This window comes from Nonomuraea sp. NPDC004702 (genome assembly GCF_053601695.1).
Window position 1 is genome coordinate 1 of record NZ_JBSGCE010000079.1, and the last position, 13,737, is coordinate 13,737.

The following is a 13,737-nucleotide window of genomic DNA, read 5'->3' on the forward strand; positions in this document are numbered from 1 at the left end:
GAAGACGTCCTCGCCCTCGAACCTCGACGTCGTGGTCAACAAGAAGGCCGAGGTCGTGCGGGTCTACCTGCCGCCGGACGCCAACACCCTGCTGTCGGTGGCCGACCACTGCCTGCGCTCGCGCGACTACGTCAACGTGATCGTGGCGGGCAAGCAGCCCGTGCTGGACCTGTTCACCATGGACGAGGCGATCGCCCACTGCACCCGCGGCCTCGGTGTCCTGCCGTGGGCCTCCACCGACGACGGGACGGAGCCCGACGTCGTGCTGGCCTGCGCGGGCGACGTGCCCACCCTGGAGACGCTGGCCGCCGCGGCCATCCTGCGCGAACACCTGCCCGAGCTGAAGGTGCGCGTCGTCAACGTGGTGGACCTGATGCGGCTGCAACCGCCGTCGGAGCACCCGCACGGCCTGCCGGACGCCGAGTTCGACGCCCTGTTCACCACCGGCAGGCCGGTCGTCTTCAACTTCCACGGCTACCCCTCGCTCATCCACCGCCTGACCTACCGCCGCACCGGGCACGCCAACATCCACGTGCGCGGCTACAAGGAGGAGGGCACCACGACCACGCCGTTCGACATGGCCATGCTCAACGACATCGACCGCTACCACCTGGTCATCGACGTCATCGACCGGGTGCCCGGCCTGGGCGCCACCCAGGCGCACCTGCGCCAGCGCATGGCCGACGAGCGGCTGGCGGCCCGCGCCCACACCCGCGAGCACGGTGAGGACGCCCCCGCCGTCCGCGACTGGACCTGGTGACGCGCGAAGGACGCCGGCCCGCGCGGCCGGAAAAGGAGGGCCAAGGTCCCGTCAAGACGGGCCGCCGCACCACGGGTGGCCGGCCTCGCGGGACCGAGGCTGAAGGCTGGCGACGTCTGAAGGGATCACGGACATGGATCGCATCGTGCTCGGCTACGACGGCTCGGACTTCTCCGTCCAGGCCCTGGACTGGGCGCTGGACGAGGCCGAGCTCAGGAACCTGCCGCTGACCGTCGTCCACGCCTGGCAATGGCCGTACGGCGAGGCGGAGGAGGAGGCCAAGGCCCATCTTCGCAAGGCGGCCGAGCACGTCCTGTGGCACGGCGCCGAGTGCGCCCGCTCCACCAGTTCGGGCGTCCGCGTGGAGACCGACCTGTACGAGGGCCCGGCCGCCCAGCGGCTGGTGGAGCTGTCCGCCGACGCCACGCTCGTCGTGGTCGGCTCGCGGGGGCTGAGCGCGCTGCCCAGGGTGGTGGTCGGTTCGGTGGCCGGGTACGCCGCCGCGCACGCCGAGTGCCCGGTGATCGTCGTACGCGGGCCGGGGCCGCTGCCGAAGGCCACCCGTCCCGGCCCGGTCGTCCTGGCCGAGCGGGAGCCGGACGCGGCGGTCGTCGAGTTCGCGTTCGCCGAGGCGGCCATGCGCGGGCTGCCGCTCGCGGCCTCCGCCGACCTGGGGGAGTGGGCGGCTCGCCGCCCGGAGGTCCAGGTGGAGCAGGGTGAGCCGCACGAGCGGGCGACGCTGGTCGTGGTCGGCCGGCCGCGGGCCGCGCATCTCGGCACCGCGAGCTCCCTTCCGCAGCACGCGCCCTGCCCGGTCGCGGTGGTGCCGGGCGGCCGCCCCTGAGCTGCCCGCGTCACCCGGACGCGGGCGGCAGCCGCGGGTTCAGCACGGCCGCGGGCGCCACCGCGACCGGGCACCTGGACTCCAGCAGGGCGGCCTGCGTCACCGCTCCGAGCAGCAGGCAGGGAGGGGCTTCGTTCCCCCGGTTGCCGAGCACGAGGAGCGTGGCGTCCTTGGATGCCTCGATCAGCACGCGCTGGGGGCGTTCGGTCAGGAACTCGGTGACCACCGTCACCTCGGGGCGTCTGCGGGCCAGGTGGGAGACGACCTCGCGGAAGCGGTTCTCCGCGCCTTTGCGCAGCGCGTGCGAGTCCACGAAAGGCAGCGGCTCCTGCCAGGACGACGACCCGCAGTCGGCCCAGCAGCACAGGGCCGTCACGGTGCCCTCGCGCAGGGCGGCCTCGTCCAGGGCGAGGTCGAAGGCGGCCAGGCTGGCGGGTGAGCCGTCCAGGCCGGCCACGATCCTGACGTCCTGGCGGGTGGGCGGCTGGAGCGGCGGCCGGACGACCACGACCGGCGTGACGCTGTGCGCGGGCACCTGGACGGCGGCCGACCCCACCTGAAGCCCCTCGAACCCGCCCTGCCCGCGGGATCCGAGCACCGTCAGCTCCGCCTCGCGCGCGGCCTCCAGCAACACCGCCGAGGGGGTGCCCCGGCCCAGGAGCGGCTGCACGTCCAGCTCCGGCGCCAGCTCCCTGGCCCGCCGGACGCCCTCGTCCACGACGCCGAGCGCCACCGGTTCGACGTGCCGCATGATCTCCTGGGCGACGGGTCTGGGGGCGTAGGGCCAGTGCAGGGCGTGGCAGACCAGGACGGGCAGCCCGCGCAGGCGCGCGTCGGCGACCGCCCAGTGCAGCGCGTGGCGGCTCTCGGTCGAGTCGTCGTACCCGACGAGCACGGGCCGGCCGGCGTGGGCGTCGATCACTGCCGCCTCCGGGAGCGAATTTTGTCCGGTTACCTGCGCGGATGAGCCTTCCCCGGACCGGCGGGACGAGCCCCACGAGGGAGGAAACTCTTGGCCTGGCCTGCTTGCCCGTCACGCGCCGGGTCCCGAAGTTGGAGAGGACGGCGGCGACTTTTGGTGTGTTTACGCCCCTTATATCCGTTATGGCGGGTATGGGGATGTCGAAGGCGCGAAGGAGGGAAGATGCGCGGACGGATCGTGGCCGCGGTGGACGGCTCCGCGTCATCGACCGCCGCGGTGGAGTGGGCCGCCGGCGACGCCCAGCGCAGAGGGCTGCCGCTCCGGCTCGTGCACGTGTGCGAGCAGTGGGTGCTCGGCGTGGACGGCGCCCGGTACTGCCTGGGCGCGCTGGAGGCGGCCGCCGGCCGGGCCCGCGCGATCGGCGGGGGCATCGAGGTCACCGCCGAGATGCTGGCGGGCAACGTGATCGACGCGCTGATCGTCGAATCGGCCACCGCCGACAGCCTGGTGCTGGGCAGCAGGGGCATGGGCGGCTTCGCCGGCATGGTGCTGGGGTCGGTGGGCCGGGCGGTGGCCGGGCACGCCGCGGGGACCGTCGTGGTCGTCCGCGGGGTGGTCGCCGTCCGGCACGACCTGGTGGTGGCCGGCGACGACGGCTCGGCGGGGTCGCGGCAGGCCATGGCGTACGCCGTCGAGCAGGCCCGCGCGCGCCGCGCCCGCCTGCACGTGGTCTACGCCTGGCAGGCGCCGGCGGTCTCGCCGTACTGGGCGGCCTACAGTCACCTGCTGGCCGACTCCTTCCAGGAGGAGGCGAGGGCGGCCCAGGCGCGGGTGAACCCGTGCCGGAGCGAGAACCCCGACGTCGAGATCACCGACGAGCAGGTGCGCGGGCACCCCGTGGCCGCGCTCACCGAGGCGGCCGCCGCCGCGGACCTCGTCGTGGTCGGCTCGCGCGGACGGGGCGGCTTCTCCTCCGCGGTGCTCGGCTCGGTGAGCCACGGCGTGCTGCATCACGCCGCCTGCCCGGTGGCGGTGGTACGGCCGCGCGCGGAGAAGGGATGACGGGACCGGAGGTGTTCGGAGTGTCGGACGAGGGGGCGTCATGGCCGGTGTGATCGTGGTGGGAGCCGACGGCTCGGCCCCCGCCGCCGCGGCGGTCGGCTGGGCCGCCGACGACGCCGCGCGGACGGGCGCGCAGCTGCGGATCGTGCACGCCCTGGACCGGCAGCCGTACGCCGTCACCAGGTTCCCCGACTACGGTCAGGGCAACTACCTGCTGATGGCGGCGGCCAAGGTGCTGGAGGCGGCCGAGACCGCCGCGCGCGCCCGGCAGCCGTCGGTGCGGCTGCACGCCGAGGTCGTCGAGGGGACGCCCGCGGCCGTCCTGCTGGATCAGGCGCGGCAGGCGGACGAGCTGGTCATCGGCAACCGGGGGCTGGGCGGGTTCGCCGGCGCGCTGCTGGGATCGGTGACCACGCACGTGGCCGGGCACGCCGCCTGTCCCGTGGTGGTGGTGCGCGCCGAGAGTGGCGGGCCGGTCGGCGAGATCGGCGTCGGGATCGGCGACTCCGACGTCTGCCAGCCGGCCATCGGCTACGCCTTCGAGCAGGCCAGGCTGCGCGGCGCCCGGCTGCGCCTGATCCGCGCCTGGCAGATCCCCGTGCACGCCTTCGCCCCCGAGATCGCCTACGACCTGGACGAGGTCCGCGCCGCCCAGCACGAGGCGGTCCGCGCCCGGACGGCCGGATGGCGGGAGAGGTGTCCCGAGGTGACGGTCGTGGAGGACGTCCAGAGCGCGCATCCGGTCGAGGCGCTCACCGGGGCCCCCTGCGACCTGATCGTGGTGGGCTCCCACGGGCGGGGCACGTTCGGCTCGCTGGTGCTCGGCTCGGTCAGCAGGGGAGTGCTGCACCACGCCCGCTGCGCCGTCGCGGTGGTCCGCCCCTAGAGGTCGTCCCTGGTCAGAAGGGTCGAGAAGCATGCAAGGTGGAAGTATGAGGCAAACCCTGCGCTTCGGACGGGTGGCGGGCATCCCCGTCGGCGCTCACTGGTCCGCGCTGGCCATCGTCACGCTCGTGGCGGTGGGATTGGGCTCCGGGGTCCTGGCCGTCGCCGCCCCGGGCGCGGGCAGGACGACGTACTGGGTCGCCGGCGCGCTCACGGGACTGTTGCTCATGGTGTCCCTGCTCGCGCACGAGCTGGCGCACGCGCTGGTGGCCAAGCGGTGCGGCATGGAGGTGGAGTCCGTCACCCTCTGGGCGCTGGGCGGCGTCACGCAGTTCCGCGACGAGGCGCGGACGCCCGGGGCCGAGGTGGTGACGGCGGCCGCCGGCCCCGCCGCGAGCCTGCTGCTGGGCGGTCTCGCTCTCGGGGTCACGGCCGTGCTGCCGCCGGGAGTGCCCAGGGCCGCGGTGGCGTGGCTGGCCATGATGAACCTCGTCCTGGGCGTGTTCAACCTGCTGCCCGGCAGCCCGCTCGACGGCGGGCGGGTGCTGCACGGCCTGATGTGGAGCCGCCACGGCGACCGCGCCCGCGCCGACGCCGGCGCCGCGCGGGCCGGTTACGCGATCGGCATGGCGCTGACCTTCACCGGGTTCGTCGTGATCTGGGTGTGGAACCCGCTGGGCGGGATGTGGGTGGTGATCACCGGCTGGTACATCGCGGGCGCCGCCCGCGGCGAGATCATGAGCAGGGCGGCCCGGCGCGGCCTCGGGGGAGTGCTGGTGCGGGACGTCATGACGGCCACGCCGGACCTGGCGCCCGCGTGGCTGACCGTGCAGGGGCTGGTCGACACGGTGGTGCTCGGCTCGCACCAGTCCGTCTTCCCCGTCGTGGGGCTCGACGGCGCGCCGCTCGGCGTGGTCTCGCTGGAGACCCTGCTCGCCGTGCCCGCAGAGCGCAGGGGGGACACCAGGGTGGAGACGCTGGTCGCCGCCCAGAAGCCGCCGCGCGTCCTGTCGCCGGACGACCACGCGGCCGCCCTGCTGGAACGTCCGTCGCGGGTGGGCGGCCTGTCGGCGGTGGTCGTCGAGGGCGGCGCGGTCACCGGCATGATCACCGACGCCGACCTCGGCAGGGCGCTGCAACAGGCGCTGCTGCGGCCCGCCGCCCCCGTGTGACGCGGGTCCACGGCGGCGGCCGGCTCACAGTCCGTGGATCCGGCGGCCGGTGACCTGGTGCGGCACGACCCGGATGTAGAGATGACGTTCCCCGCCCGCCCAGGGCGTGACGCCCGCGTCGGCCAGCTTGGCGACCTCGTCCTCGGGCACGTGGTGGGCTGGCCCCTGGATCAGCACGCTCCAGCCCTCCTTGCGCACCTCGTCGATCCGGTCCACCTGGAAGCCGATCATGATGTCCACGCCCTCCAGGCCGGTGCGCAGGTCCTGGTCCATGGGCCCGCCGCGGGACGTGCGGAACAGCACGGCGCCCTCGTGCAGCCGGTAGTTGACGGGCAGCACCGTGGGCCCGTGCGAGCCGTTGAACGCGATCCGCCCGATCCCGCCCGGCGCGACCAGGCGCAGGCACTCCTCGGGGTCGAGGACCTCCAGGACCGGCTCGTCCGGGCCGGCGCCGGGGCCCGGCGGGCGGTCGCGGCCACCGCCCAGCAGGTCCTGCGGGGTCGTCTCCAGGGCGGTGGCCAGGCGGGTCACCGTGTTCCTGTCCGGGATGCCGAGGTGGCCCTCCAGGTACGTGACGTACCCGGGGGACATGTCGGCGCGTTCGGCCAGCTGGTCGACAGTGAGGCCCAGCCGGTCGCGGTGGTGGGCCACCCGGCGTCCGAAGTCGCCACTGTTCGTCATGATCATCTCTCTCTCCGTGAGGACGAGGCCCGCACCGCCCGGCACGGGGACGCCGTCGACCCGCGTGCCGTCGTGGCCGGCCTCGATGGTGATCCGGCGTCCGCGGAACAGGACCGGCAACGAGAGCGTGCCGAGCCGTCCGGGCAGCAGAGGGTCGAGGAACAGGCCCTCGGGCCTCGGCTCCAGGCCCAGATAGCAGCGTTGCAGCATGTCCACCGTCCCGGCCATCGCGCCCAGGTGCACGCCCTCGGCGGTGGTGCCGCCCTGGACGTCGTGCACGTCCCCGACCAGCGCCTCGGCGAAGAACTGCCAGGAGCGCGCCCGGTCGCAGCGCGACAACACCCAGGCGTGCACGACGGCGCTCAGCGTGGAGCCGTGGCTGGTGCGGTCGAGGTAGTAGGCGGTCGTGCGCGGGATCAGGCCGGGGTCGGCCGGGTAGCCGAGCCCGTCGAGGATCGCCAGCAGCTCGTCGGCGCCCAGCAGGTAGAACAGCATCAGCGTGTCGGCCTGCTTGGACGCCTTGTAGCGGTTCACGTCGTCGCCGTCGGCCTCCAGGGCGCGGTCGAGGCGGCGCACGCCCGCGTACCGCTCCCAGTCCAGCTCGGCGAGCCCGGCGTAGCCGGTGAACTGGCTGATGACGCCGTCGTGGAAGTCGACCCGCATGCGGCGGGTGATGTCCTCCCACCGCGCCGCCTCCCGCGCGCCGGCCGCGCCGAGCCGGAGGGCGTGCCGCAGCAGCCACACGGTCATGACGTTGGTGTAGGCGTTGTTGGCCAGGCCCGGTTCGGCGGCGCCCGGGTAGGCGGTGTGGTACTCGTCCGGGCCCATGACGCCGCGGATCTCGTACCGGCCGGAGACGGGGTCGAGCACGGCCAGCGAGGCGAAGAACCGCGCGATGGCGATCAGCAGGTCGGCGCACCACGACGGCATGGAGCCGGTGGCCAGGCGGTACTGCCACACGTTGTAGGCGATGGCGAGGCCGACGTGGCGCTGCAGGTGGGAGACGTCCGGCAGCCAGCGTCCCGAGGCGGGGTTGAGGTGGTAGGTCTGGGTCTCCTCCTGGCCGTCGCTGCCGCTCTGCCAGGGGAACATCGCGCCGTCGTACCCGGCCGACCGGGCGGCCGCGCGGGCCTCGGGCAGGCGGCGCCACCGGTAGCGCAGCAGGCCGCGGGAGATCTCGGGGAAGCGCAGGTTGAGCCAGGGCAGGACGAACAGCTCGTCCCAGAACACGTGCCCCCGGTACGCCTCGCCGTGCAGGCCGCGCGCCGGCACCCCGGCGTCGAGGTCGGCGGTGTGCGGCGACAGGGTCTGGAGCAGGTGGAAGATGTGCAGGTGGACGATCTGCGACAGCTCCGGCCCGTCCACGTTCAGCTCGGCCCGCTCCCACAGCCGCTCCCAGGCCGCGGCGTGCGCCTCCAGCAGCTCGGCGAAGCCCGGGGCCGTGGCCGCGCGGCGCAGGGCGGCCGACAGCGGGTCGTGCACGGCGGGATCGCGCGAGGTCAGCAGGGCGACGACCTTCGTGAACGTCACCGGCGCGCCCTCGGCCACCGTCAGCACGTGCTCGCTGGCGACGTGGTCGGGCTCCATGGAGGGCGAGCCGGGGGAGGGGGCGTCGGCGCGGGCGGCGAGCGCGACGGTGACGCGGGAGGCGCGGGTGGTCGCGGTCAGCCAGGTCAGCCCGTCGCGGTGGCCCGTGGCGTGCTCCGTCAGGTGGTCGCCGCGCAGGTCGCGGTAGCGTTCGACGCCGCTGTTGGTGACGCGCCCGTCCAGCCCGGCGCGGACGCGCAGCGGGCCCGACCAGTTCTCCGCGGTGAAGGTCGTCTCCAGGGCGGCCAGGGCCGGATCGGCCATGGAGACCAGGCGGCGTTGCCGCACCCGGGTGACCCGGCCCCGCGCGTCACGCCAGCGCAGCTCCCGCCGCAGCACCCCGTGGCGCAGGTCGAGCTCCTGGGTGTAGCCGAGCAGGTCGGCCAGCTCCGGGCTGAACCAGTCCTGGCCGGGGGTGGCGAAGCCGAGCGGCAGCCAGTCGGGCAGGTTGACCAGGTCCTCGTTGACGACCGTCCGGCCGCCCACCTGCGAGGCCAGACGGTCGTAGCAGCCCGCGTGGTAGGTGCCGGGCGTGCGGATCCGGCCCTCGGGCGTGGCGCCCCGCGTGGCGAAGCGGCCGTTGCCGAGCGTGCACAGCGCCTCCCGCAGCCCGGCCGAACCCGGGGCGAAGCCCTCGTACGTGAGCGTCCACGGGTTCATCGCGACCCCACGGACCGGGTCAAGGCGGCCATGACGATGACGCTACCCACCTGCCTCACCCCCAAGACAGGGACGTTGGTCCCTGACACCGGGGGCGTACGACACTGATCCGGGCCCGATGGCGTTCCGGACCCGGCGGGGGCGTCGAGAATGAGTGTCATGACACGAGCTGTGTACGTCGCCGCCGGCGAAGCGGGAAGCAACAAGGGGACCGTCGCCCTGGGCCTGGTCGAGCTGCTGTCCCGGCAGGTGGGAAGCGTGGGCGTGTTCCGCCCCGTGGTACGGGCCGGACGCGAGGACGGGCTGGTCAACACCATCCGCAGCCGGTTCCAGCTCGCCCTGCCCTACGAGGCGTGCGCTGGGGTCACCTATGACGAGGTGCACGCCGACGTCGAGCGGGCGGCCGGTGACATCGTGGCCCGCTTCCGCGCGCTGGCCCGGCGCTGCGACGCGGTCGTGGTGGTCGGCACCGACTACACCGACGTGGGCGCGCCGACGGAGTTCGGGTTCAACGCCCGGCTGGCCGCCGACCTGGGCACTCCCGTGATCAACGTGGTGAGCGGCAGGGGCCGGACGGCCGACCGCACCGCCGCGGCGGTCGAGGTGTCCTCCAGGGAGCTGGCCCACCATCACGCCCAGGAGCTCGCGGTCGTGGTCACCCGCTCGACCGGCGGGCCGCTCGCGCTCAGCCATGCGACGCCCGTGTTCGTGCTGCCGGAGACCCCTTCGCTGCGGGCGCCGACGGTCGCCGACCTGCTCGACGCGTGCGACGGCTGGTTCTTCCTCGGCGAGCGCGACGGGCTCGGCCGGGAGGCGAGCGCGCTGATGGTGGGCGCGATGTCGCTGCCCGGCATCCTGGAGCGTCTCACCGAGGGCGCGGCGGTGATCATCCCGTCCGACCGGGCCGCCGCGCTGCTGCCCGGCCTGATCGCCGCGCACACCTCGCCGGGCTTCCCGGCCCTGTCGGCGGTGGTGCTCACCGGCGGCACGGAGCTGCCCGGCTCGGTGGAACGGCTGCTGCGCGGCATGGAGATCCCGCTGCCGGTGATCGCCACCGGTCACGACACGTTCGACACCGCGACCCGGCTGTCGGCCGTGGAGGGGCGGTTCACGCCCGAGGCGGGCGGCAAGATCGACGCGGCGCTGCGCCTGTTCGCCGAGCACGTGGACGGCCCGCTGCTGCTGGAACGGCTGGACATCGCCAAGACCGACGTCGTCACGCCGCTGATGTTCGAGTACGAGCTGCTGGACCGGGCCCGCGCCCGGCGCAGGCACATCGTCCTGCCCGAGGGCGAGGAGCCGCGCATCCTGCGCGCGGCCGACATCCTGCTGCGCCGGGACGTGGCCGACCTCACCCTGCTCGGCGACGCCGAACGCATCAGGGTCCAGGCCGCCCAGCTCGGCCTCGACCTGGCCGCGGCCAGGGTGCTCAGCCCGTTCGACCCGGAGCTGCGCGAGCGGTTCGCGCACGCCTACGCCGAGGCGCGGGCGCACCGGGGCATGACCGTCGAGCTGGCCCGCGACACCGTCACCGACGTCTCCTACTTCGGCACGCTCATGGTCCACGCCGGCCTGGCCGACGGCATGGTCTCCGGCGCGACGCACACCACCGCGCACACGATCAGGCCGGCGTTCGAGATCCTGCGGCTCGGGCTGGTCTCCAGCGTGTTCTTCATGTGCCTGGCCGACCGGGTCCTGGTCTACGGCGACTGCGCGGTCAACCCCGATCCCACCGCCGAGCAGCTCGCCGACATCGCGATCGCCTCGGCCCGCACCGCGGCGATGTTCGGCGTCGAGCCCAGGATCGCGATGTTGTCGTACTCGACGGGCACCTCGGGCGCGGGCGCCGAGGTCGACAAGGTGCGCGCCGCCACCGAGCTGGTCCGTCAGCGCCGCCCGGACCTCCAGGTGGAAGGGCCGATCCAGTACGACGCCGCGGTGGACCCGGCCGTGGCGCGGGCCAAGATGCCCGGCAGCCAGGTGGCCGGGCACGCCACCGTCTTCGTGGTGCCCGACCTGAACACCGGCAACAACCTGTACAAGGCCGTCCAGCGCAGCGCGGGGGCGGTCGCGGTGGGGCCGGTGCTGCAGGGGCTGCGCCGGCCGGTCAACGACCTGTCCAGGGGCGCCACCGTGGCCGACATCGTCACCACCGTGGCGGTCACGGCCGCCCAGGTGCGCGACGAACCGGCGTCCTCCGGACCGTCAGCCGGCGCCTGAGGCGCGCCACCGGCGGGCGGCGAGGACGGCGGCCAGCACCGCCACGACCCCCGCCCACGTGGCCGGATGGCTCCAGACGGCGGCGCCGGCCTGCTGGACGAGCACGAACACGCCCATGACGACGACGAACCAGCCGAACGCCGTGCGCAGCGCGTCCTGCGGGATGCGGCCCGCGAGCCGGCCGCCGGCCAGGCTGCCGATCACCGCGGACGCCGTCACGATCAGGGCGAGACGCCAGTCGATCGCGACGCCCGCCAGGTGCCCGGCGAGCCCGGCGAACGACTTCATCGCGATGACGAGCAGCGAGGTGCCGACCGCGACGCCCATCGGCAGCCCGCCCAGCAGGGCGAGCGCCGGGACGACGAGGAAACCGCCGCCGGAGCCGACCAGCCCCGTCATTGCCCCGACGACCAGGCCCTCCGCCGCGATGTGCGGCAGCGGCAGGTCGCCGTGGGCGGGCCGCGCCCGCTTCCTGGGGTTGCGGGGCCTGCGCAGCATCGCGACCGCCGTGGCCAGCATCATCAGGGCGAAGGCGACGAGCAGCGCCGTGCCGGGGACGTACTCGGCCAGGCGTCCGCCGCCGTACGCGCCGGCCATGCTGAACGCGCCGAAGAGCAGCCCGGTCCGCCAGCGGATCCGCCGGGCCCGCGCGTGCGGGACCAGCGCGGCCAGGCTGGTGACGCCGACGACGAACAGCGAGGTGGCGATCGCCTCCTTGGTGTCCTGCCCGGCCAGGTAGACCAGGATCGGCACGGTCAGGATCGAGCCGCCGCCGCCCAGCACGCCGAGGCTGACCCCGACGAGCAGCGACGCCGCGACGATCAGCACGGTCACGGGGTGCTCCGCAGCTCCGCGAGCACCGTGCGGATGTCGGCGCGCGGCCCGCGGTTGTAGGGCAGCCGGGACAGCAGGACGCCCATGGCACAGGAGTTGCTGACGGCCGCATACGTCAGGCCCGCGCCGATCGCGGTGCCGATCAGGTGCGCGCCGGGCAGGAAGATCCCCGCCAGACCGGTGACCAGGACGACGGAACCGGCCACGAGCCGCACCTGGCGCTCGATGTCCCACCGCTCGGGCCCCCGCTCCAGGGACGCGCCGGCCGTCTCCCACGCGACGATGCCGCCCTCCAGGACGCGCAGGTTCGGCAGCCCGGCCTCGGCGAGGGCCTGCCCGGCCTGCGCGGCCCGCGCCCCGGAGCGGCAGACGAGCACGACGTCCTCGTCCAGGTGGGCCAGCAGCTCGGCCCGGTGCTCGCGCAGGGTGTTCAGCGGCACGTTGTACGAGCCGGGGATGTGCGCCGTGCGGAACTCGCCGGGCGTGCGCACGTCGAGCAGGCGCGGCGCCCGCCCTTCCTGGACGAGCCGCTGCAGCACGGTGGGGGTGAGGACGGAGGAGGTGTTCATGGATCTTTCCTTCGCCGATACCCCAGGGGGTATCGAGTAGACATACGTGTGGGACGGGGAAAGGGGACAGTCCGGTCAGACGCCGGCCGGCTCGGCCGACAGGGCCCACGCGGCGTAGCCGCCGAGCACGTCGGAGACGTCCTGGAAGCCGCGGTGCCGCAGCAGGCTCGCCGCGACGGAGGAGCGGTGACCACCCGCGCAGTGCAGCACGACGGGCCGGTCGGCGGGCAGCTCGCCGCTGCGGGCGGGCAGCTCGCTCAGCGGGATGTGCAGCGCGGCGTCGATGAAGCCGTTCGCCTCGCGCTCGCCCGCGGTGCGCACGTCCACGACGACGGGCGGGGCGTCGCCGGCGAGCGCGGCGCGCAGCTGCGCGGCGGTCAGGCGGCTGGCCGGGGCGACCTCGGAGGCAAGGGCCACCAGCGCGTCATCGGGGTTGCGCAGGTAACCCGCGACGCGGTCGAAGCCGATCCGGGCCAGGCGGGTGACGACCTCCTCCTCGCGGTTCTGCGGCGCCATGACGACCAGCTCGGCGTCCGGGTCGAGCACGGTGCCCGCCTGCTCGGCGAAGCGCCCGTCGGCGGGCACGTTCACCGCGCCGCGCAGGTGCCCGGCGGCGAAGTCCTGCGGGTCGCGGGCGTCCACCACGACGGTGCCGGCGGCCCTCAGTTCGGTGAACGCGTCGAGGGTCAGCGGCACGGGCGCCGCCGAGGCGTCGTAGCGGGCGCGGTCCCTGCGGTTGAGATCGGCGTCGTAGGCGAAGTAGCCGGGGGCGGCGGGCTGCCCGGCGGTGACGAGCGCGACGAACGTCTCGCGGTCCATCGGCGCGCACGCGTAGTTGGTGGCCCGCTGCTCGCCGATGGTCGACTGCTTCTCGGCCGAGAGGTTCTTGCCGCAGGCCGAGCCGGCGCCGTGCGCGGGGAAGACCCGCACCGCGTCGGGCAGGCCCATGAGCCTGTTCTGCACGCTGTCGTACAACATCGCGCCCAGTTCCCCGGGGGTGACGCCGACGGAGGCGAGCAGGTCGGGGCGGCCGACGTCGCCGATGAACAGGGCGTCGCCGGTCAGCACCCCGTACGGGACCGGGTCCTCGGCGTGCTCGTAGACCAGGACGCTGATCGACTCCGGGGTGTGGCCGGGCGTCTCCATGATCTCCAGGGTGACGTCGCCGAGGGAGATGCGCTCGCCGTCGCCGAGCTTGCGGATGGGGTACTCGGTCTCGGCGCGGCGGCCGTAGCCGATCCAGGCGCCGGTGCTGTCGGCCAGCTCCAGGTGGCCGGCGACGAAGTCGGCGTGGAAGTGGGTGTTGACGACGCCGACGACGGTCAGGCCGTGCGCGCGGGCGTCGGCCAGGTACTCGGAGACGTCCCGCCGCGGGTCGACGACCACCGCGCGGCCGGTCCCCTCGTCGGCGATCATGTACGACGCCTGCGAGAGGCAGTCCAGGTAGTACTGGGTGAAGAACACGGCAATCCCTTCGTGAGGAACGCGGCCAGTGGGTTGATACCCTGGGGGGTATCGCTACCCGACAGTAGGTTCTCCGC

Annotated in this window: 11 protein-coding genes; 6 read left to right on the top strand and 5 right to left on the bottom strand. The window is 74.3% G+C overall.

Annotation, left to right across the window (positions count from 1 at the left end; all coding sequences use genetic code 11):
* The coding region (locus ACWEJ6_RS47270) for a phosphoketolase family protein (protein WP_452431905.1) at nt 1-760 on the top strand (760 nt) is incomplete at its 5' end.
* Nucleotides 761-893: 133 nt separating this feature from the next.
* Nucleotides 894-1,604 (top strand): universal stress protein, encoded by a 711-nt coding sequence (locus ACWEJ6_RS47275; RefSeq protein ID WP_452431906.1) that lies wholly within the window; start codon nt 894-896, stop codon nt 1,602-1,604.
* 10 nt (nt 1,605-1,614) lie between these two features.
* Here the strand turns inward: ACWEJ6_RS47275 and ACWEJ6_RS47280 are convergent, their stop codons facing one another.
* The gene (locus ACWEJ6_RS47280; RefSeq protein WP_387676475.1) at nt 1,615-2,526 is read right to left on the bottom strand and encodes a universal stress protein; all 912 of its coding nucleotides are present in this window, start codon (nt 2,524-2,526) and stop codon (nt 1,615-1,617) included.
* Between the two features lie 222 nt (nt 2,527-2,748).
* Between ACWEJ6_RS47280 and ACWEJ6_RS47285 the strand changes: the two genes are divergently transcribed.
* Genes ACWEJ6_RS47285 through ACWEJ6_RS47295 form a run of 3 tightly spaced genes read left to right on the top strand, consistent with a single transcriptional unit; the run spans nt 2,749 to nt 5,645 of the window.
* Nucleotides 2,749-3,588, top strand: a complete 840-nt coding sequence (locus ACWEJ6_RS47285) for a universal stress protein (RefSeq protein ID WP_452431908.1) — start codon at nt 2,749-2,751, stop codon at nt 3,586-3,588.
* A 40-nt stretch (nt 3,589-3,628) separates the two neighbouring features.
* Complete coding sequence (locus ACWEJ6_RS47290) at nt 3,629-4,474, top strand: universal stress protein (RefSeq protein ID WP_387676481.1); 846 nt, start codon at nt 3,629-3,631, stop codon at nt 4,472-4,474.
* Between the two features lie 46 nt (nt 4,475-4,520).
* A complete protein-coding gene (locus tag ACWEJ6_RS47295; RefSeq protein ID WP_452431909.1) occupies nt 4,521-5,645 on the top strand; it encodes a M50 family metallopeptidase in 1,125 nt (374 codons plus the stop codon).
* A 24-nt stretch (nt 5,646-5,669) separates the two neighbouring features.
* Here the strand turns inward: ACWEJ6_RS47295 and ACWEJ6_RS47300 are convergent, their stop codons facing one another.
* Nucleotides 5,670-8,573 carry a pyridoxamine 5'-phosphate oxidase family protein gene (locus ACWEJ6_RS47300; RefSeq protein ID WP_452431911.1) on the bottom strand — a complete coding sequence of 968 codons (2,904 nt, stop codon included), beginning with the start codon at nt 8,571-8,573 and terminating at the stop codon, nt 5,670-5,672.
* A 159-nt stretch (nt 8,574-8,732) separates the two neighbouring features.
* On the opposite strand from ACWEJ6_RS47300, the gene pta reads away from it, so the two are divergent.
* Nucleotides 8,733-10,793 carry a phosphate acetyltransferase gene (gene pta / locus ACWEJ6_RS47305; protein ID WP_387676490.1) on the top strand — a complete coding sequence of 687 codons (2,061 nt, stop codon included), beginning with the start codon at nt 8,733-8,735 and terminating at the stop codon, nt 10,791-10,793.
* Here the strand turns inward: pta and ACWEJ6_RS47310 are convergent.
* The 3 genes from ACWEJ6_RS47310 to ACWEJ6_RS47320 form a co-directional block, all read right to left on the bottom strand.
* The gene (locus ACWEJ6_RS47310) at nt 10,779-11,627 is read right to left on the bottom strand and encodes a sulfite exporter TauE/SafE family protein (RefSeq protein ID WP_452431912.1); all 849 of its coding nucleotides are present in this window, start codon (nt 11,625-11,627) and stop codon (nt 10,779-10,781) included. The two genes, pta and ACWEJ6_RS47310, sit on opposite strands and share 15 nt — an antisense overlap.
* Nucleotides 11,624-12,196, bottom strand: a complete 573-nt coding sequence (locus tag ACWEJ6_RS47315; protein WP_452431913.1) for a rhodanese-like domain-containing protein — start codon at nt 12,194-12,196, stop codon at nt 11,624-11,626. The genes ACWEJ6_RS47310 and ACWEJ6_RS47315 overlap by 4 nt, the downstream gene beginning before the upstream one ends.
* Before the next feature lie 75 nt (nt 12,197-12,271).
* Nucleotides 12,272-13,660 carry an MBL fold metallo-hydrolase gene (locus ACWEJ6_RS47320; RefSeq protein ID WP_452431915.1) on the bottom strand — a complete coding sequence of 463 codons (1,389 nt, stop codon included), beginning with the start codon at nt 13,658-13,660 and terminating at the stop codon, nt 12,272-12,274.
* Nucleotides 13,661-13,737 lie beyond the last annotated feature (77 nt).

What these genes read in the sequence shown, in the direction of transcription:
- ACWEJ6_RS47275 (WP_452431906.1), top strand. Translation starts at nt 894, where the DNA reads ATGGATCGCATCGTGCTCGGCTACGACGGCTCGGACTTCTCCGTCCAG.
- ACWEJ6_RS47300 (WP_452431911.1), bottom strand. Translation starts at nt 8,573, where the DNA reads ATGAACCCGTGGACGCTCACGTACGAGGGCTTCGCCCCGGGTTCGGCC.
- ACWEJ6_RS47285 (WP_452431908.1), top strand. Translation starts at nt 2,749, where the DNA reads ATGCGCGGACGGATCGTGGCCGCGGTGGACGGCTCCGCGTCATCGACC.
- pta (WP_387676490.1), top strand. Translation starts at nt 8,733, where the DNA reads ATGACACGAGCTGTGTACGTCGCCGCCGGCGAAGCGGGAAGCAACAAG.
- ACWEJ6_RS47290 (WP_387676481.1), top strand. Translation starts at nt 3,629, where the DNA reads ATGGCCGGTGTGATCGTGGTGGGAGCCGACGGCTCGGCCCCCGCCGCC.
- ACWEJ6_RS47295 (WP_452431909.1), top strand. Translation starts at nt 4,521, where the DNA reads ATGAGGCAAACCCTGCGCTTCGGACGGGTGGCGGGCATCCCCGTCGGC.
- ACWEJ6_RS47315 (WP_452431913.1), bottom strand. Translation starts at nt 12,196, where the DNA reads ATGAACACCTCCTCCGTCCTCACCCCCACCGTGCTGCAGCGGCTCGTC.